This is a genomic window from Rhizobium sp. 57MFTsu3.2, from assembly GCF_012932765.1.
Classification (GTDB): Bacteria; Pseudomonadota; Alphaproteobacteria; order Rhizobiales; family Rhizobiaceae; genus Rhizobium; species Rhizobium altiplani.
This window is the reverse complement of sequence record NZ_JDWI01000024.1, coordinates 23,941-41,799: the sequence shown is the minus strand read 5'-3', so window position 1 is coordinate 41,799 and position 17,859 is coordinate 23,941. Positions and strand designations below refer to the sequence as shown.

Below are 17,859 nucleotides of genomic sequence, written 5' to 3'. Positions count from 1 at the left end.
TTCCGGCATTGGCAAAGATCGGGCGACCGAGCTGTTGTCGTATACGATGCTATGTGATTTCAATCACAATCCTAGCAATCGCAAACACATGTGAGAAAAATGGAGAAAACAAGGCGTCCGACGCGGATAAAGTCGACGACCCTCCTCGTTCGTCCTGCGCCCGGCAAAAAAAGCAGGGCTTTGATCCAGTTCGGCGCCCTCAGGGTGCCTGCAGCGATCGGTCGTTCAGGCCGAACGGTTCTCAAGCGCGAGGGAGATGGCGCCACCCCAATCGCCTCGATGAAGCTGCTTTCCGGCTTCCGCCGTGGCGACCGGCCCACACATCTGGAGACGCCGCTTGCAATTCGCCGCATCCGTGAGGATATGCTCTGGTGCGACCAGCCGGACGACGCCAATTACAATCGCCTGGTCCGGGCGCCCTTCGGCCGCAGCCATGAGGAGATGAAGCGCAAGGACGGCCTCTACGACATCTGCCTCGTGCTCGACTGGAACGTCACGGCTCGGGCGCGCAATCGGGGCTCCGCGATTTTCTTCCATCTGATCAGGCCGGGTTACGAGCCGACCGCCGGCTGCGTCGCCGTTCATCCGCGCGATATGCAGCGTCTTCTGCCCTTCATGCGCAGAGGCAATGTCGTTCGTGTTCTTTGACGCTCGGGGGTGATAAACCAGTCCCGCTTACCTATATGCCCTTTCGACCGGCGCACGGCTGAAATGCGCGCAGGGAAATCCGCAAGAAGCGGATTCAATCATGCCCCGTCCAATTCTTCAAAATTACGGAGACATATTGTGGCACAGCAACCCATCATCACTTTCCATGACGGACATTCCATTCCCCAGGTCGGTCTCGGCGTGTGGCAGACGCCCCAGGAGATTGCGGCACCGACGGTGCGCACGGCCATTGCCGCCGGCTATCGCCACATCGACACGGCGTCCGGCTACGACAACGAGGAAGGCGTCGGCGAGGGCATCCGCTCGTCCGGCCTCGATCGCAAGGACATTTTCGTCACCACCAAGCTCCGCAACACCGACCAGGGCTACGACGCGACCATGCGCGCCTTCGAAGGCAGCCTGAGGAAGCTCGGTACTGATTATGTCGATCTCTACCTCATCCACTGGCCGTCGCCGCAGCGTGGGCTCTATCGCGAAACCTGGAAGGCCTTCGTGAAGATCCGGGAAGAGGGCCGCGCTCGTTCGATCGGCGTTTCCAACTTCTATCCCGACCATCTCGAACAGATCATCGGCGATACAGGTGTCGTCCCTGTCATCAACCAGATCGAGCTGCATCCGGATTTCCAGCAGCGGGCGGCGCAGGAAGCGCACAAGAAGCTGAACATTGCCACCGAATCCTGGAGCCCGCTCGGTCAGGGCAAGTTGATCGCCGATGCGACGATTGGCGAGATCGCCAGGAAGCACGGAAAGACACCCGCGCAGGTCATCATCCGTTGGCACATCGACAGCGGTCTCGTCGTCATTCCGAAGTCGGTGACGCCGTCGCGCATTGAGGAGAATTTCAAGGTCTTCGATTTCAAGCTGGATGCTGCCGACATGGCGGCGATTGCCAAGCTTGACGACAAGAGCGCCCGCATGGGGCCGGATCCGTACACGGCCAATTTCTGATCTGAACTTTGCGCTCCCTCCTCTTTATGCGGGGAGGAGGGAGACGCAGTTTTCACTCAGGCGAGCGAACGCGGCGTGACGAACCGCTCCAGCGTGCCGCTCTTTGGCTTTAGCCCTTTCCAGCGATCCACATCGAACTCGATGACGGCAAGTGCGGCTGTCGGGAATTTCTCCCTGATGCCAACACATGCCTCCGGGTCGCCTGCACCGATCAGGCCATCCGCAAGATCCTGAAAACCGGGATTGTGTCCGATCAGCATGAGGGTCCGGACCGATGGATCGATCGACTGCACGACGGCAGCGATCTTCGCCGCAGAGGCTTCGTACAAGTCCTCCGAATCCTGCTTTGCGATCGAGGGCGGCAGCTTTTTGGCGACGAGTTTCCAGGTCTGCTGCGTGCGGCGCGCGGACGATACAAGCACGAGATCGGGAATAAGCTTTTCACGCGCGAGGTAGCGGCCCATCAATGGCGCTGTCTTTTCTCCACGGCCGGCCAGCGGGCGGTCGTGGTCGGCCACGTCCTCCGGCCATGCGGATTTGGCGTGACGAAGAAGAAGCAGGCGTCGTTTGGTGGAGGGATTTGCGGCGCTCATATGCTCACCTGAAAGGAGCCAGGGGGTCGAACGCGGCGATTGTCGCACCGAATACGTCCGGTGTCTGCTGAGATAGCCTCCCCCTCGTTTCCGAAGGGGAGGCCCTTATGCTTAGTTCCACTCGCGGATATCGACGAAGTGGCCGGCGATCGCCGCTGCGGCGGCCATCGCTGGAGACACCAGGTGCGTACGACCCTTGAAGCCCTGGCGGCCTTCGAAGTTGCGGTTCGAGGTCGAGGCGCAACGTTCGCCGGGCTTCAGGCGGTCGTCGTTCATGGCGAGGCACATGGAGCAGCCGGGCTCGCGCCAGTCAAAGCCGGCCGCCTTGAAGATCTTGTCGAGGCCTTCCTTCTCCGCTTGCTCCTTCACGAGGCCGGAGCCCGGAACGATCATGGCGTTGACGGTCGAGGCAACGGTCTTGCCCTCGACGACCTTGGCAACAGCGCGCAGGTCTTCGATGCGGCCGTTCGTGCAGGAGCCGATGAAGACGCGGTCGATGTTGATCTCGGTGATCGGGGTGCCGGGCTTCAGGCCCATGTAATCAAGCGCACGCCACTTGGAAGCGCGCTTCGTCTCTTCGGGGATTTCATCAGGGTTCGGAACGACGCCCTGAACGGAAATGACGTCCTCCGGCGAAGAGCCCCAGGATACGATTGGCGGCAGTTCGGCGGCGTTGAGCTTCACGACGCGGTCGAAATGCGCGCCTTCGTCCGACTTCAGGGTCTTCCAGTAAGCGATTGCCTGTTCCAGCGCCTCGCCCTTCGGCGCGCGCGGCTTGCCCTTGATGTACTCGAAGGTGGTCTCATCGGGCGCGATCAGGCCGGCGCGGGCGCCGCCTTCGATCGACATGTTGCAGATCGTCATGCGGCCTTCCATCGACAGCGCGCGAATGGCTTCGCCGGCGTATTCGATGACGTAGCCGGTGCCGCCGGCGGTGCCGATTTCACCGATGATGGCGAGAACGATATCCTTGGCGGTGACGCCAGCCGGCAGTACGCCGTCGACCTGCACCAGCATGTTCTTCGCCTTCTTCTGGATCAGCGTCTGGGTGGCGAGCACGTGCTCGACCTCAGACGTGCCGATGCCATGGGCGAGCGAGCCGAAGGCGCCATGCGTCGAGGTGTGGCTGTCGCCGCAGACAATCGTCATGCCGGGCAGGGTGAAGCCCTGTTCCGGTCCGATGATGTGGACGATGCCCTGGCGCTTGTCGTTTTCCGAGTAGTACTCGACATTGAATTCGGCGGCGTTGATGGCGAGTTGCTCGACCTGGATACGGCTCTCTTCGTTCTTGATGCCGAGATGGCGATCAGGTGACGTCGGGACGTTGTGGTCGACCACAGCCAGCGTCTTTTCCGGCGCGCGAACCTTGCGGCCAGTCATGCGCAGGCCTTCGAAGGCCTGCGGCGAGGTGACTTCGTGGACCAGGTGGCGGTCGATGTAGAGAAGACAGGTGCCGTCGTCCTGCTGATCGACCAGGTGGTCGTCCCAGATCTTGTCGTAAAGGGTACGCGGTGCGCTCATGGCGGTAGGTCCGTTCTTGGATGCGTATGGAAAAATGGAGTTGGTGGCGGTGAGGCCCGCCGGGCCGTCATTCGATCAACGAAGTCGGCTGTTGAGTGCACCGGAAACGGCCGCAAAGAAACGTGCCGGCAGGCGGTAGTGATCCTGCAGCACGAAAATATGCGCCCCAATGCAACTGAACTTGGATTCCATGCGCTGTCACATACCAATTTTTCGCGACGGCGGCAATTCGAATCATTCGGCCGCTAGCGCCGGTCTTTCCCGCGCATCCGTTTCTCCACCTGCCTCAGGGCAAGCGACAAACCGATCGTCAGGATGAGGTAGATATAGGTGACGATCGAATAGGTTTCAAAGAAGCGAAAGGAGCCGGAGGCATAGATCTTGCCCATCTGCGTGATGTCGGAGACACCGAGCACCGACACCAGCGACGAGTCCTTGACCATCGCTACGAAATCGTTCGACAGGGGCGGGAAGATCACCTTGATCGCCTGCGGAAAGACGACGAAGCGGAAGCGGTGATAGCGCGACAGGCCGAGCGCCTTGGCCGCCTCGATCTGGCCGTGGTCGACGGACTGAATGCCGGCGCGGAAGACTTCGGCGATGAAAGAGGAGTAGCCGATCATAAGGGCGATGATCGCTCGCCACATCAGCGAGAAGTCGCGCACCATCACTGGTTCGCTAAAGCCTGCCTGGATCAGCGGACTGGTCAGGAAGTTGTAGGCGGCGACGATGCCGGGGGCGCCGACGAAGGCGACATAGAAGAGCAGCACCAGCATCGGCACGCCGCGGATCACCTCGATGTAAAAACGCGAGATCTGGCGGAGCGCGACACTGTCGGACAATCCGAGCAACGCGACGCCGAGGCCGAGAAGGGTCGCCAGCGCAAAGCCCACCAGCGTCACGAAGATGGTAACGCCGACGCCATTGAAGACAGTGCGGAAGACCTGCGCATAGATGTCGTTGGCGATGATGACGACGGCAAGGACGATTCCGATCGCGACAAGGGCGACCAGCCACCAGGGGTAGTCGCCCTTCACATGCCCGCCAGGGGCTGGCTGCGGAGCCATCACGCGTTAACCGAAGACGGGATCATTCGCCCATCTTGTAGTCGAGGAACCACTTCTTGTTCAGCGCGTCGAAGGTGCCGTCGGCCTTCAGGCTTGCGATTGCGGCATTGACCGCGGCGACGAGATCGGAGCCCTTCGGGAAGATGAAACCGAAATCCTCCGTGCCGAGCGGGCCGCCAATGACCTTCAGGCCGCCGTTCGAGGCGTCGACATAGCCCTTGGCAGCGACGCTGTCGGTCAGCACCACGTCGACGTCGCCGGCCTTGAGCGCCTGGACGGTGGCGCCGAAGGTTTCGAAGAGCTTGACGCGCGGGTTTTGCTCGTTGCCGTCAAGGATTTCGTAGACGGCGGTGTAGAAAGGCGACGTGCCCGGCTGCGCGCCGACGAGGCCTTCATTGAAGGCGCCGAAGGTCTTTGCGTCGGTGAAGCGGCTTTCATCGCCGCGCACCAGCATGAACTGCTGCGAACGCATGTAGGGATCGGAAAAATCGACCTTGGCCTTGCGATCATCCTTGATGGTGATACCGGTCATGCCGATGTTGTACTGGTTGTCGGAGACCGCCTGGATCATCGCGTCCCAGCTGGTGTTCTGGTACTCGACCTTGAAATTCAGCCGCTTGGCGATCTCGTTCATCGCATCATATTCCCAGCCGATCGCCTTGCCCGACTTCGGATCGACGAACTGTAACGGCGGATAGGCGTTCTCGGTGACGACGACGACCGACTTGCCCTTGAGGTCGGGAAGGTCGGCGGCGAAGGCGGCCAGCGGCGACAGGACGAGGGCGGTCAGTCCTGCAAGGACAGTGCGACGGAACGGCATTAAATATCTCCCCGAAATATAGCTCGCGAAACCTGTCATAGTTGCGAAGCGGATGGCAAGAGAATTGCCGTATGTCGCCGTTCAAAATCAGAAAAGGCGGTCCAAAGACCGCCCTTCCATGCGAAGATTTTTGCGGGACAGATCGCAAATGTCGTCAGCGAGACGCGATACCATCCAGTTTCTCAATGGCTCCGGTGGGCAAGGTGATATCGGCGACCGCGAGGTTCTCCCTGAGGTGGAGACGTGACGAGGTGCCGGGTATGAGCAAGATATTCGGCGCGCGCTGCAGAAGCCACGCAAGAGCAACCTGCATCGGTGTTGCGTCAAGCTCCGCAGCGACATCCGACAGCGTGGACGATTGCAATGGCGAGAAGCCCCCGAGCGGAAAGAAAGGCACATAGGCTGTTCCTTCCGTCGCGAGCTGGTCGATCAGCGGATCATCCCCGCGATGCACAAGATTGTACTGGTTTTGAACGCAAACGATTTCGGTGATCTTTCTGCCATCCGCGACTTGCTTGGTGGTGACGTTGGAGAGGCCAACGTGTCTGACAAGGCCCTGGCGCTGAAGATCGGCGAGGACGGTGAGGGGTTCTTCCAGAGATCCCTCCGCCGGGCCATGGACATCAAATATGGCTCGCAGATTGACCACATCGATCACCTCGAGGCCCAGATTCTTGAGGTTGTCGTGAATTGCCCGCGTCAGCGCTTCTTTCGAGAAGGCCGGGTTCCACGACGCGTCTGGCCCACGCGTTGCTCCGATCTTCGTGACGATCACAAGATTATCCCGATAAGGATGCAGCGCCTCCCTGATGATCTGGTTGGTGATGTGCGGGCCGTAGAAGTCGCTGGTGTCGATGTGGTTGACGCCGCTTTCGACTGCTTCGCGCAACACAGCGATTGCCTCGGCGCGATCCTTCGGGGGTCCGAAGACGCCCTTGCCAGCAAGTTGCATGGCCCCGTAGCCAAGCCGCGCCACCGTGCTGTCGCCGAGTGTGAATGTGCCCGATTTTTCGAGATTGGACATGATCTGCTCCGTTTAAAGACAGGGCAGAAATAGGTCAGACCGGCTCTTGCGATAACGGCATGCATTCCGCACGGGCTGTTTGGAATTTCGGACAATGGCGGTGGGCGCGGCTGACGCGATCCGACCCGCCAGTGGCGCGCTAGCGAGCAACAAAAAAGGCGACCCGAAGGTCGCCTTCCCACAATCTCGAAGGATTGAAACTTATTCTGCTGCCGGTTCAGCCGCTGCGGCAGCTTCTGCTGCTGCCTTGGCTTCTGCAGCTTCCTGTGCTGCCTTTTCGGCTGCGAGCGCCTGAGCTGCTGCAACCTTTTCGGCTTCCAGGCGCGCCTTTTCCTCGGCAACTGCCTGACGCTCGGCGTCGTTGAGCTTGCGAGCGCGGGTGCCGGTGTTCTCGACGATACGAGCCGACTTGCCGCGACGATCGCGCAGGTAGTAGAGCTTCGCGCGACGGACCTTACCACGGCGAACGACTTCTACGCTTTCGATAGCAGGGGAGCAGACCGGGAATACGCGCTCGACGCCTTCGCCGTAGGAGATTTTGCGAACCGTGAAGTTCTCCTGCAGGCCGCCGCCGGAGCGAGCGATGCAAACGCCTTCGTAGGCCTGTACGCGGGTACGGTTGCCTTCCTTGACGCGGACGTTGACGCGAACGGTGTCGCCCGGGGAGAATTCCGGAAGCGTGCGCTGGGCTTCGATCTTGGCGACCTGTTCGGCCTCAAGCTGCTGAATGATATTCATGACTCAACCTCTTTGTTGGTTCAACAGCCAGAGCGCTCTGAACGATCTATCCTTGGTCGAGCCGCAGATATTTGCCGGTGAGGGCAGGAGCGAATTCGTCTGTTTTTCTTTACGTGGTTGATGGGAGTTTTCCCATTCCGGGCGTGCGCATACCGTATTGCGCAGGCTTTGTCACCCCTTTGGCCCGGAAATTTCGCAGCGCCGACCGCCAAACTGGGCTTTTGCCAGTGCTGCACGATATCAAGCCTGTGACTCATTTGATTAAATATTTGTCAAATGCACAACAGGGGAGCAGCATCGCCGGCGAGCCAGGCTCGTTTGCGGCTCTTGCCGCGGTTGCCGCGACATGGATCCCCTACTTTGCGGCTCTCTACCTGAATTTCTGCGATTTCTCGCGCTATACGAAGGACACCAAGACCTTGCGCAAGGGCAATCTCTGGGGCCTGCCGATCAACCTGCTCGCCTTCTGCCTCGTCGCGGGTGTCACAACGACGGCGGCATTCACCGTCTACGGCGAAGTACTGCTGCATCCGGAGGCGATCTCCGCGAAGTTCGACAACTGGTTCTTGGCATTGCTTGCGGCGCTGACCTTCGCCGTTGCAACGCTCGGCATCAACGTGGTCGCCAACTTCGTCTCGCCGGCCTTCGATTTCTCGAATGTCTTCCCCCGCCAGATCAGCTTTAAGCGGGGCGGTTGGATTGCCGCCCTGATTGCGTTGGTGCTCTATCCGTTCGCGCCGTGGGAAACGGGTGCCGCGCACTTCGTCAACTTCATCGGTTCGACGATGGGCCCGATCTTCGGGATCATGATGGTCGACTACTATCTGATCCGGAAGGGTGAGCTGAACGTCGCGGATCTTTATCAGGAGTATGGCGAGTTCCGCTTCCAGAATGGCTGGCACACGAATGCCTTCATCGCCTTCGTGGTCGGCTCGCTATTCTCATCGATCCTGCCGACGTTCACGTCGATCTTGCCGGAATGGTGGGGGACCTATGGCTGGTTCTTCGGCGTCGGCATCGGCGGTGATGTCTACTACGCATTGCGCGCGAGCGCACGCGGCTCTGCGGTGGGCGCTACCAACTGACACCCAAAACTCGAATGCCCGGCATCGGCCGGGCATTTTTTATTCTTCCAGCAGATCCGGGCGTCGTTCCCGGGTCAGCTGCAACGCCTGCTCGCGGCGCCATTTCTCGATCGCGCCGTGATTGCCCGATGTGAGGATCGGCGGAATCTCGCGGCCCTCCCATTCCTGGGGACGGGTGTAGTGCGGATGCTCCAGCAGGCCGCCTTCGAAGCTCTCATGCAGTCCGGAAAGATCATTGCCCATGACGCCAGGCAGGATGCGGACGATCGCATCCAGTATGGTGAGTGCAGCCGGTTCGCCGCCCGACAGCACGTAGTCGCCGATCGAGACCTCTTCCAGCTCGCGCGCATCGATGACGCGCTGATCGACACCCTCAAAGCGACCGCAAACGATGATGACGCCATCGCCGGAAGCAAGCTCGCGTACGCGTTCCTGCGTCAGCGGTTTTCCGCGCGGGCTCATCAGCAGCCGGGGGCGGCTGTCGTTCTCGGAGGCGCTGTCGATGGCGCGGGCGAGAACGTCGGGCTTGAGCACCATGCCGGCGCCGCCGCCAGCGGGCGTATCATCGACGGTGCGGTGTTTGTCGGTGGCAAAGTCGCGGATCTGCAGGGTATCGAGCGACCATTGGCCACGCTCCATCGCCTTCCCGGCGAGGGAGTAGCCGAGATGGCCCGGAAACATTTCCGGATAGAGGGTCAGCACGGTCGCGCGAAACGCCATCGACGGCCTCACTTCTTCTTTTTCGGCTTGTCGGGCGTGAAGTTCGGTGCGTCATCCTCACTATCGACGAGGCCAGCGGCGAGCGGATCGATGGTGATCCTGCCGCTTTCAAGGTCGATGTCGAGAACCGAGGCTTCAGAGAAGGGGATCAATACCGGGCGCTTGCCGGGACCCTTGAGCTCCAGCAGATCGCCGGCGCCGAAGTCGAAAACGCCGGTCACGGTGCCATAGCTGACGCCCTGGTCGTCGAGCGCTTCCAGACCCTCGAGATCGGCGTAGAAGAATTCGTCTTCTTCCAGCTCCTCGTCCGGCAGGTTGTCGCGCTCGATGTAGAGCTCCAGTCCGTTCAGCGCCTCGGCGGCATTGCGGTCGTTGATGCCGCGGAATCGGACGACGACGACGTTCTTCATTTCCCGGATATCGAGAATCTCGAAGGTGCGGCCATCAAGGCTGTGCAGGTTGCCGTAGTCGCCGAGCGCGGTCGGATCGGCGGTATAGGCCTTAGCGCGTACTTCGCCGCGCAGGCCTTGGGCGCCACCGATCGTTGCCATCAGAACCGGATTTTCAAGCTTTGGCATGACGTCCTTCACATGAAGCCGCAAATCTGGGCTTCTCTTAAACGAAGTGCAGCGGAATGGAAACGAAAACGGGCGGCATGTCGCCATGCCGCCCGTTCGATAAGGGAAGGTTCCCGATTATTCTGCGGAAGCAGCAGCTTCAGCAGCGTCGGCGGCCTTCTGAGCCTTTTCAGCAGCGCGCTCCTGAGCCTTCTTGCCCGGCTTTGCCTTTTCCGGGTTGTTCTTGGCATCGCGCTTTGCGAGGCCGGCTTCGTTGAGGAAGCGCAGAACGCGATCGGTCGGCTGTGCGCCCTGATCGAGCCAGTGCTTGATGCGGTCGTTGTTCAGCGTGATGCGAGCGCCGTTGTCCTTGGCGAGCATCGGGTTCCAGGAACCGAGGTTCTCGAGGAAGCGGCCATCGCGCGGCGAACGGGCGTCGGCGAGAACGATGTGGTAGTACGGGCGCTTCTTGGAACCACCGCGTGCGAGACGAATTTTCAGTGCCATTTTCTTTACTCCTTGGACTTTTCTGGACCGCCTGATCCGGCGGTATGGTTCATTTTGCTGCGGCGCCGTTTTCGGCGTGGTCTGCAGCGATCTGCTCATGATGCCGGATGACTTCCTTGATGATGAAGTTCAGGAACTTCTCGGCGAAATCCGGATCCAGATTGGCATCCTTCGCCAGATGGCGGAGACGTTCGATCTGGTATTCTTCGCGCGCCGGATCGGCCGGCGGCAACTTGTACTTGGCCTTGAGAACGCCGACCTCTTTGGTGCAGCGGAAGCGTTCGGCCAGGATATGGACCAGCGCGGCGTCGATGTTGTCGATCGACTGGCGATAGTTCGAAAGTTGGGCTTTGATTTCAGGATCAATCATTGTCTACGCGACCCCTTCACTTCTTCTTGGGCAGGCCGGGAAGGCCTGGGAAACCACCGCCGAGACCCGGCAGCTTGGCGCCGCCCAGACCCGGCAAACCGCCACCGCCGAGGCCGGGCAGCCCGCCGCCCGGCTTTCCTAGACCGGCAGCTTCAGCTTGCTTCTGGAGCGCTTCGAGCTGCTTGGGGTCGATATTCGAAAGATCGGGCATGCCACCGCCAAGGCCACCAAGGCCCATCTTGCCGGCAAGGCCACCCATCATCTGCTTCATCAGGCCGCCCTTACCCTTGCCGCCCATCATCTTCATCATGTCCGCCATCTGGCGATGCATCTTCAGAAGCTTGTTGATGTCGGCGGCATCGGTGCCAGAGCCGGCGGCGATGCGCTTCTTGCGAGAGTGCTTGAGAATATCGGGGTTGGCGCGCTCGGCCTTGGTCATCGAGCCGATGATGGCGAGCTGACGGCCGAACAGGCTGTCGTTCAGACCGGCCGAGGCCATCTTGTCCTTCATCCCAGCCATGCCGGGCATCATGCTCATGATGCCGCCCATGCCACCCATCTTCTGCATCTGGCGCAGCTGGTCGGCGAGGTCGTTGAGATCGAACTTGCCCTTGGCCATCTTGGCGGCCATGGCAGCCGCCTTCTCGGCGTCGATGTTTTCAGCGGCGCGCTCGACGAGCGAAACGATATCGCCCATGCCGAGGATGCGGTCAGCAATACGGCGGGGATGGAACTCTTCGAGTTCGCCCATACGCTCGCCGACACCGATGAGCTTGATCGGCTTGCCTGTCACCGCGCGCATCGAAAGTGCTGCACCGCCACGGCCATCGCCGTCCATGCGGGTGAGCACGAGGCCGGTGATGCCGACGCGCTCGTCGAAGTTGCGCGCCAGGTTGACGGCGTCCTGACCGGTCAGCGAGTCCGCGACCAGCAGGATTTCATGCGGATTCGACTTCTTCTTGATGTCGGCCATTTCGACCATCAAGGGCTCGTCGATATGCGTGCGGCCGGCGGTGTCGAGGATGACGACGTCATGGCCACCGAGCCGGGCTGCTTGCACGGCGCGCGCGGCGATATCGGTCGGCGACTGGCCGGCAATAACGGGCAGCGTGTCGACACCAGTCTGGACACCAAGCTGGCGCAGCTGCTCCTGGGCGGCCGGACGTCGCGTATCAAGCGACGCTATCAGCACCTTCTTCTTCTCGCGGTCGGTGAGCCGTTTGGCGATCTTCGCGGTCGTCGTCGTCTTACCGGAGCCCTGCAGACCGACCATCATGATGACGACGGGGGCGGCCGCATGCAGGTCGACGCCGACGCCTTCGCCGCCGAGCATCTCGATCAGCTCGTCATGGACGATCTTGACGACCATCTGGCCGGGCTTGATCGACTTCAGGATCTCGGCGCCGACGGCCTTTTCGCGGACGCGATCGGTAAAGGAGCGCACGACATCGAGCGCCACGTCAGCCTCCAGAAGCGCGCGGCGAACCTCGCGCAGCGCTGCGGAAACATCGCTTTCCGAAAGCGCGCCACGGCCTGTCAGTCCATTCAGAATGGATCCAAGACGGTCCTGGAGGTTCTCAAACATCGGCTCTTCCTTGTGATTTCCTGAAGACGGAAACCTTGTGCTTTTCCTTGACGAAAACAAGACGCATAGCCAAAAAGCACCCGAGGGCGCATCGCGCTGTCGGGTGTGGACCTCCGGGATCTCTTTATACCTCTACGGGTCCCGGTCGGTGGCTCGAGTCTTGAAGCTCGTCGCAGATTGAGCGGCGGTAAACAGGAAAACGGACCGCGAGTCAAGGGAACGCCGAGAAAAGACGGCGTTTCGACCTTTCAAAAGCGCGCGCCCGATCCCAGATCTGCTTTCCCTGCAACGGAATCGCTTTGTATGCCTACGGCCAAAAGACGCAATCCCTACTATCAAGGGCCTGTCTCCGATCACTTCGACGGCACGCATTTCTTCAATCCGGATGGTATCGAGCCTCTCGGTTTTCGAGATCTGATGCGATGGCAGTTTGGCGGCAACCGCGATCGCTGGCCGAAGTCGGTTCCGAGCCCCTTCGTACCGGCCAAGCCGGATGCGCGCGTTGATGGCGACGATCTGCGGGTAACCATGGTCGGCCACGCGACGATGCTGGTGCAGGTCGCGGGGCTCAATATCCTGACAGATCCCGTATGGTCCGATCGGGCCAGCCCCTTCGCCTTCGCCGGACCGAAGCGCGTCGTGGCACCCGGTATCGCGTTCGACGACCTGCCGCCGATCGACCTCGTTCTCGTTTCGCATAACCACTACGATCATCTCGATGTCGCGACGCTCAGGCGGCTGCAGGCGAGGCATCGGCCGCATGTCGTAACGCCGCTTGGCAACGATACGATCATTCGTCGCGCCGTTCCCACCATGCAGGTGACGGCGATGGATTGGGGCGAGCGCATCCCGCTTGCCGGCATCCGCATCGATGCCGAGCCGGTGCATCATTGGTCGGCACGCGGCACCGGGGATCGTCGCATGGCGCTCTGGGCCGCCTTCGTCCTGTCAACGCCAGCCGGGAAGATCTACCATGTCGGGGATACGGGCTTTCATGGGGGCGTCAACTACAGGGCTGCCCAGCAGAAGCATGGTGCCTTTCGCCTCGCCGTCCTGCCTTTCGGAGCCTATGAACCGCGCTGGTTCATGAAGGGCCAACATCAGAATCCTGATGAAGCGGTGATGGGAATGGAGCTTGCCAATGCTGCCTATGTGGCCGGCCATCACTTTGCGACGTTCCAGCTGACCGACGAGGCAATCGAGACGCCGGTCAAGGCGCTAAAGGCAGCCTTGGCCGAGCGCGAAATACCGCAGGAGCGGTTCAGGCCGCTTAGAGCCGGCGAGGTATTCGACGTGCCAGCGGCATGATCAATGCGCGTGGGCTCCGGCACCATGCGCATTGATGATGGTGTCGGCCTCCTTGCCGTAGAGTTCTTCGAAATGATCGAAGGTCTTGGAGAAGTGGCCGATGCCCTGCGTTGCCGATCTGAGCGACCGGGCCAATTCATCAAGCACGCCGCCAGGCACGAGCGCTCGAAATATATCCCAGCCCTTCGCGTTCTCGTCCCGGTCGAAGCCGAGCACCTGTCCCTTGAGCGAGGAGACGAGCGTCACCATTCCGCCGGAATAGACCGAGGGGATATGGATCTCCACCCGCACCACAGGCTGCATGAGAACGGCGGAAGCTTGTGAAAGCGCTTGCTTGACGCCCATTTTCCCAGCGGTCCGGAAGGCGAAATCGGAGCTGTCGACCGAGTGATACTGACCGTCGGTCAGCACGACGTCGACATCGACGACCTGGAAGCCGAGCGGACCTTTCTCCATGGCTTCGCGGGCGCCGGCTTCAACAGCTGGGATGTAGTTTCGGGGCACGGTCCCGCCCTTGACGCTTTCGCCGAAGGTGAAGCCCTGGCCGCGCTCGTTCGGCCTGACGCTGAGTTGCACGTCTGCGAACTGTCCGGCGCCGCCCGTTTGCTTGCGGTGCCGGTAGCGCACATCCGAAGGTTTGGAAATGGTTTCTCGGTATACGGGGTTTGGTGCGCGTTCGGAAACTTCGACGCGGAAGACCTCCGACAGTGTTTTGCGGAGATCACGCAGATGGACCGGCCCCTGGGCGCAGATCAGCGCCGCGCCTGTGCCTTCCTCCTGCATCACCTTCAAGCCGCGATCGGTTTCCGCCAGTTTCGCCAGCGTCGCGGAAAGCTTGGTTTCGTCCCGTTCGCTGCCGGGAACGAGAATTCTTTCCAGCATCGGTGTCGGCGGTGTCGTCCAATCGGGCGGCTCGACGCTGGCTGTCTGCGTCAGCAGGGCAGTCGCTGGCAGATGGTCGGATTTGAGTGCGGCAAAGACGCTGCCAGCCTCCACGCTGCCACTGATTGGCTTTCCGTTGCCGGCCTCCTGCAGCGGACCCAGCGTGGCGCCGCCCAAGGGAGCGCCCTGCTTCAAGCCGTCGGCGAGCGCCCGCACCAGCACCGTCTTGCCGACATTAGCCTTGTGGTAGGCGTGGAAACTCACGGCAGAAAGGGCCGCTTCTTCCACACTTCCTGCGAGCCTCGACCGCAGTGCCGTTGCCGGCGGCGCTTCGTGGCGAAGGGCCTTCATCAGGCGCATGATGCCGTTGCTGTGCGAGGCTGAGCCGAACAGCACGGGGATAACCCGGTTCTCCTTGAGAATTCGCGAAGAGATCGTAAACAGCGTATCGCTTGCCGGCTCCCGGTCTTCGATGAGCTCCTCGAGAAGCCAGTCATCGAACTCCGAGAGCTGTTCCAGCATTTCGGCCCGCGCCTCGTGCTCCCGCTCGACGGCATCCTGCGGCAGCTCGATCAGCGCGGACGGCTGACCTTCCCGATAGCGCCAGGCGCGTTCGGAAATCAGGTCGCAGCTGCCGACGATCCGGTCGCCTTCGCGGATGGGTACTTGCCGCAGGACAAGCGGATGGTTGGAATAGGTCTGAAGTGCGGCAATGACATCGCGCAACCGGCCGCGCGGCTCGTCCATCCTGTTGATGAAAATCAGGCAGGGCGTGCCGGAGGCCTCGATGGCGCGCAGATAGGGTGCTGCCAGCACGGCTTCATCAGGCGTCGGCGATATGCAGAGGATACAGGCGTCGCTGACGAGCAGGGCATCCTGCGCCAGGGCCAGTGCCTCATTTGCCCCGGGAGTGTCGATCGCACACCACGCTTCGTCCTTGAAGTCAAATTCCGTCAGGCTTGATCCATATGGAGAGGCTGACTTTCTGGGCGTTCCCTCGAGCGAGGCCAGCTTTGCGACGAGTGTCGTTTTTCCCGTCTGCGAGGGCCCAAGTACGGTGACGCAGCGCATCGGCGATCCTCCCTGCCAAAAGCACCATCCCAGAGCAAGAATGCCCCGAAGCGGCGAAAAGCGCTAGATATCTGCACTCATTCTTAAATATGAGGTCACGGCATTTGCTCTCTGGCAATGTGTGGCTCATCCACCGCCAGTCAAGCCACTGGTAATTCCCCCGCATTTCCGCCATATACAGCCCAAACAGAGGCGGACATGACACTATGAGCGCAACGGTCGAATTCGCGAAGATGAACGGGCTTGGCAACAAGATCCTGGTCGTCGACATGCGCGGCCGCACAGACAAGGTAGCGCCTGCGGCGGCAATCGCGCTGAATGCCGCTGACGACACACAGTTCGACCAGATCATGGCGATCCATGATCCAAAGGCAGCTGGCACAGATGCCTGGATCGATATTCTGAACTCCGACGGCTCGAAGGCGCAGGCCTGTGGCAACGGCACGCGCTGCGTTGTGCAGGCGCTTGCTTCGGAAACCGGCAAGAAGGTTTTCACATTCCAGACGGTGGCCGGCATCCTCAATGCCACCGAGCATGAAGACGGGACGATCTCCGTCGATATGGGCAAGCCGGTCTTCGACTGGGACAAGATCCCGCTTGCGGAAGAATTCCACGATACCAGCCGCATCGAGCTGCAAATCGGGCCGATCGACAATCCCGTGCTGCATTCGCCCTCGGTCGCTTCCATGGGCAATCCGCATGCGATCTTCTGGGTTGACCGTGATCCGATGTCGTTCGATCTCGGCCGCTTCGGGCCGCTTCTCGAAAACCATCCGATGTTTCCGGAGCGCGCCAATATCACGCTGGCGCAGGTGACTTCTCCGAACTCGATCACGACGCGCACCTGGGAACGGGGCGCAGGACTGACGCTCGCCTGCGGTTCGGCCGCTTGTGCGACGGCCGTTTCCGCCGCCCGCACCGGTCGGACAGGGCGCGAAGTCGCGGTGAAGGTTGCAAGCAGCCCCAATCAGGGCGTTCTGACGATCGAATGGCGCGAACGCGATGCTCACGTCATCATGACGGGCCCGGCTGAATGGGAATGGTCGGGCACGCTCGATCCGTCGACGGGTGCGTGGTCGCGCGATGCGGCGCCGGGAGCCGAAGCGCGGTGAGCGGCGTCGAGGTCATCACCTTCGGCTGTCGTCTCAATACCTACGAATCCGAAGTGATGCGGGCGGAGGCCGAGAAGGCCGGGCTCAATAATGCCATCCTCGTCAATACCTGTGCGGTTACCGGCGAAGCTGTGCGTCAGGCACGCCAGGCGATCCGACGTGCGCGGCGCGACAATCCTCACGCCCGCATCATCGTCACTGGCTGCGCGGCCCAGACGGAAAAAGAAACCTTCGCCGATATGGCCGAGGTCGATGCTGTCCTCGGCAACGAGGAGAAACTGAAGAGCGCTTCCTATCGCTCCCTGCCGGATTTCGGCGTTTCGGCGGAAGAGAAGCTGCGCGTCAACGACATTATGAGCGTGCGCCAGACGGCGCCGCAGATGGTCAAGCATATCGATGGTCATGTGCGGGCTTTCATCCAGGTCCAGAACGGCTGCGACCACCGCTGCACCTTCTGCATCATTCCCTATGGCCGCGGCAATTCGCGCTCCGTGCCGATGGGGGCGGTCGTCGACCAGGCGCGAAAGCTCGTCGAAACCGGCTACCGGGAGATCGTGCTGACCGGGGTCGATGCGACCAGCTATGGCGCTGACCTGCCCGGTGAGCCGACGCTCGGGCTGCTTGCCAAGACGCTGTTGAAGCAGGTGCCGGATATTCGCCGCCTGCGGCTTTCGTCGATCGACAGCATCGAAGCGGACAAGCATCTGTTGGACCTCATTGCCGACGAAGTGCGGTTCATGCCGCATCTCCACCTTTCGCTGCAGCATGGCGACGACATGATCCTGAAGCGGATGAAGCGTCGCCATTCGAGCGCGGATGCCCTAGCTTTCGTCAACGACGTGCGCCGTCTGCGGCCGCAGATGAGCTTCGGCGCGGACATGATCGCCGGCTTTCCAACCGAGAGCGAAGAAATGTTCGCCAATGCGGTGCGGCTGGCGGAAGAGGCCAATATCGCTCATCTCCACGTGTTCCCTTACAGCCCGCGGCCGGGGACACCTGCCGCGCGCATGCCGCAGCTCGATCGCGCGCTGGTCAAGGAGCGGGCAGCGCGACTGCGCGCCACTGGACATCGCCTGCATCAGTCCCATCTCGACGGAATGGTCGGAACGCAGCAATGGCTGCTGGTGGAAAACAACGGTTTGGCGCATACCGAGAACTTCACGCTTGTCGCAGCGGCGGGACTTGCGCCCCGAAGCTTCGTGCAGGCTGTCATCACCGGACACAACGGCAAACACCTCGACATGCAATTGACGGCCGCCGACGCGGCCTGAGTTTACGGAAT

General features: G+C 61.2%; 18 protein-coding genes. 6 read left to right on the top strand and 12 right to left on the bottom strand.

All coding sequences use genetic code 11. From position 1 onward, the window contains the following. Positions 1-126: 126 nt before the first annotated feature. Complete coding sequence (locus AF71_RS22355) at positions 127-648, top strand: L,D-transpeptidase (protein ID WP_340651761.1); 522 nt, start codon at positions 127-129, stop codon at positions 646-648. Positions 649-786: 138 nt separating this feature from the next. After that, the gene (locus AF71_RS22350) at positions 787-1,617 is read left to right on the top strand and encodes an aldo/keto reductase (RefSeq protein ID WP_169683148.1); all 831 of its coding nucleotides are present in this window, start codon (positions 787-789) and stop codon (positions 1,615-1,617) included. 56 nt (positions 1,618-1,673) lie between these two features. On the opposite strand, the gene AF71_RS22345 is transcribed toward AF71_RS22350, so the two are convergent. The 6 genes from AF71_RS22345 to rplS all read right to left on the bottom strand — a co-directional run bounded on the left by AF71_RS22345 (position 1,674) and on the right by rplS (position 7,380). Then, the gene (locus tag AF71_RS22345) at positions 1,674-2,210 is read right to left on the bottom strand and encodes a histidine phosphatase family protein (protein WP_018855832.1); all 537 of its coding nucleotides are present in this window, start codon (positions 2,208-2,210) and stop codon (positions 1,674-1,676) included. A 111-nt stretch (positions 2,211-2,321) separates the two neighbouring features. Then, positions 2,322-3,731 carry a 3-isopropylmalate dehydratase large subunit gene (leuC, locus tag AF71_RS22340; RefSeq protein ID WP_018855831.1) on the bottom strand — a complete coding sequence of 470 codons (1,410 nt, stop codon included), beginning with the start codon at positions 3,729-3,731 and terminating at the stop codon, positions 2,322-2,324. Between the two features lie 245 nt (positions 3,732-3,976). Further along, positions 3,977-4,798: an amino acid ABC transporter permease gene (locus AF71_RS22335; RefSeq protein WP_026371599.1), complete on the bottom strand. Its 822-nt coding sequence runs from the start codon at positions 4,796-4,798 to the stop codon at positions 3,977-3,979. 22 nt (positions 4,799-4,820) lie between these two features. Next, a complete protein-coding gene (locus AF71_RS22330; protein ID WP_018855828.1) occupies positions 4,821-5,618 on the bottom strand; it encodes a transporter substrate-binding domain-containing protein in 798 nt (265 codons plus the stop codon). A gap of 154 nt (positions 5,619-5,772) precedes the next feature. Next, complete coding sequence (locus AF71_RS22325) at positions 5,773-6,642, bottom strand: aldo/keto reductase family oxidoreductase (RefSeq protein WP_169683145.1); 870 nt, start codon at positions 6,640-6,642, stop codon at positions 5,773-5,775. Between the two features lie 201 nt (positions 6,643-6,843). Next, a complete protein-coding gene (gene rplS / locus AF71_RS22320; protein WP_018855826.1) occupies positions 6,844-7,380 on the bottom strand; it encodes a 50S ribosomal protein L19 in 537 nt (178 codons plus the stop codon). Between the two features lie 227 nt (positions 7,381-7,607). Here rplS and AF71_RS22315 point away from each other — a divergent pair, with 227 nt between their 5' ends. Beyond that, entirely contained in the window at positions 7,608-8,465 is an 858-nt protein-coding gene (locus AF71_RS22315; protein ID WP_348644146.1) for a cytosine permease, read from the top strand. A 39-nt stretch (positions 8,466-8,504) separates the two neighbouring features. Here AF71_RS22315 and trmD read toward each other — a convergent pair whose 3' ends face one another. The 5 genes from trmD to ffh all read right to left on the bottom strand — a co-directional run bounded on the left by trmD (position 8,505) and on the right by ffh (position 12,204). Further along, positions 8,505-9,185, bottom strand: a complete 681-nt coding sequence (trmD, locus tag AF71_RS22310; RefSeq protein WP_018855824.1) for a tRNA (guanosine(37)-N1)-methyltransferase TrmD — start codon at positions 9,183-9,185, stop codon at positions 8,505-8,507. Between the two features lie 8 nt (positions 9,186-9,193). After that, on the bottom strand, positions 9,194-9,763 hold the full coding sequence (gene rimM, locus AF71_RS22305) for a ribosome maturation factor RimM (RefSeq protein ID WP_018855823.1): 570 nt from the start codon (positions 9,761-9,763) through the stop codon (positions 9,194-9,196). A gap of 117 nt (positions 9,764-9,880) precedes the next feature. After that, positions 9,881-10,249: a 30S ribosomal protein S16 gene (gene rpsP / locus AF71_RS22300; RefSeq protein WP_018855822.1), complete on the bottom strand. Its 369-nt coding sequence runs from the start codon at positions 10,247-10,249 to the stop codon at positions 9,881-9,883. Positions 10,250-10,298: 49 nt separating this feature from the next. After that, positions 10,299-10,619, bottom strand: a complete 321-nt coding sequence (locus tag AF71_RS22295; protein WP_016556656.1) for a chorismate mutase — start codon at positions 10,617-10,619, stop codon at positions 10,299-10,301. Between the two features lie 16 nt (positions 10,620-10,635). Then, on the bottom strand, positions 10,636-12,204 hold the full coding sequence (gene ffh, locus AF71_RS22290) for a signal recognition particle protein (protein WP_018855821.1): 1,569 nt from the start codon (positions 12,202-12,204) through the stop codon (positions 10,636-10,638). 303 nt (positions 12,205-12,507) lie between these two features. Between ffh and AF71_RS22285 the strand changes: the two genes are divergently transcribed. Continuing rightward, positions 12,508-13,512, top strand: coding sequence for an MBL fold metallo-hydrolase (locus tag AF71_RS22285; RefSeq protein ID WP_113469723.1), 1,005 nt, complete (start codon positions 12,508-12,510; stop codon positions 13,510-13,512). Here the strand turns inward: AF71_RS22285 and AF71_RS22280 are convergent, their stop codons facing one another. After that, on the bottom strand, positions 13,513-15,465 hold the full coding sequence (locus AF71_RS22280; protein ID WP_018855819.1) for an elongation factor G: 1,953 nt from the start codon (positions 15,463-15,465) through the stop codon (positions 13,513-13,515). 206 nt (positions 15,466-15,671) lie between these two features. Here AF71_RS22280 and dapF point away from each other — a divergent pair, with 206 nt between their 5' ends. Both dapF and mtaB read left to right on the top strand, forming a co-directional pair. Then, a complete protein-coding gene (gene dapF / locus AF71_RS22275) occupies positions 15,672-16,577 on the top strand; it encodes a diaminopimelate epimerase (protein ID WP_018855818.1) in 906 nt (301 codons plus the stop codon). Then, a complete protein-coding gene (gene mtaB / locus AF71_RS22270) occupies positions 16,574-17,848 on the top strand; it encodes a tRNA (N(6)-L-threonylcarbamoyladenosine(37)-C(2))-methylthiotransferase MtaB (RefSeq protein ID WP_113469724.1) in 1,275 nt (424 codons plus the stop codon). Before dapF ends, mtaB begins: the two co-directional genes overlap by 4 nt. The last annotated feature ends 11 nt before the right edge of the window (positions 17,849-17,859 follow it).

What these genes read in the sequence shown, in the direction of transcription:
- AF71_RS22295 (WP_016556656.1), bottom strand. Translation starts at nt 10,619, where the DNA reads ATGATTGATCCTGAAATCAAAGCCCAACTTTCGAACTATCGCCAGTCG.
- AF71_RS22345 (WP_018855832.1), bottom strand. Translation starts at nt 2,210, where the DNA reads ATGAGCGCCGCAAATCCCTCCACCAAACGACGCCTGCTTCTTCTTCGT.
- AF71_RS22285 (WP_113469723.1), top strand. Translation starts at nt 12,508, where the DNA reads ATGCCTACGGCCAAAAGACGCAATCCCTACTATCAAGGGCCTGTCTCC.
- rimM (WP_018855823.1), bottom strand. Translation starts at nt 9,763, where the DNA reads ATGCCAAAGCTTGAAAATCCGGTTCTGATGGCAACGATCGGTGGCGCC.
- dapF (WP_018855818.1), top strand. Translation starts at nt 15,672, where the DNA reads ATGAGCGCAACGGTCGAATTCGCGAAGATGAACGGGCTTGGCAACAAG.
- leuC (WP_018855831.1), bottom strand. Translation starts at nt 3,731, where the DNA reads ATGAGCGCACCGCGTACCCTTTACGACAAGATCTGGGACGACCACCTG.
- rpsP (WP_018855822.1), bottom strand. Translation starts at nt 10,249, where the DNA reads ATGGCACTGAAAATTCGTCTCGCACGCGGTGGTTCCAAGAAGCGCCCG.
- ffh (WP_018855821.1), bottom strand. Translation starts at nt 12,204, where the DNA reads ATGTTTGAGAACCTCCAGGACCGTCTTGGATCCATTCTGAATGGACTG.
- AF71_RS22325 (WP_169683145.1), bottom strand. Translation starts at nt 6,642, where the DNA reads ATGTCCAATCTCGAAAAATCGGGCACATTCACACTCGGCGACAGCACG.
- trmD (WP_018855824.1), bottom strand. Translation starts at nt 9,185, where the DNA reads ATGGCGTTTCGCGCGACCGTGCTGACCCTCTATCCGGAAATGTTTCCG.
- rplS (WP_018855826.1), bottom strand. Translation starts at nt 7,380, where the DNA reads ATGAATATCATTCAGCAGCTTGAGGCCGAACAGGTCGCCAAGATCGAA.
- AF71_RS22280 (WP_018855819.1), bottom strand. Translation starts at nt 15,465, where the DNA reads ATGCGCTGCGTCACCGTACTTGGGCCCTCGCAGACGGGAAAAACGACA.
- AF71_RS22330 (WP_018855828.1), bottom strand. Translation starts at nt 5,618, where the DNA reads ATGCCGTTCCGTCGCACTGTCCTTGCAGGACTGACCGCCCTCGTCCTG.
- AF71_RS22335 (WP_026371599.1), bottom strand. Translation starts at nt 4,798, where the DNA reads ATGGCTCCGCAGCCAGCCCCTGGCGGGCATGTGAAGGGCGACTACCCC.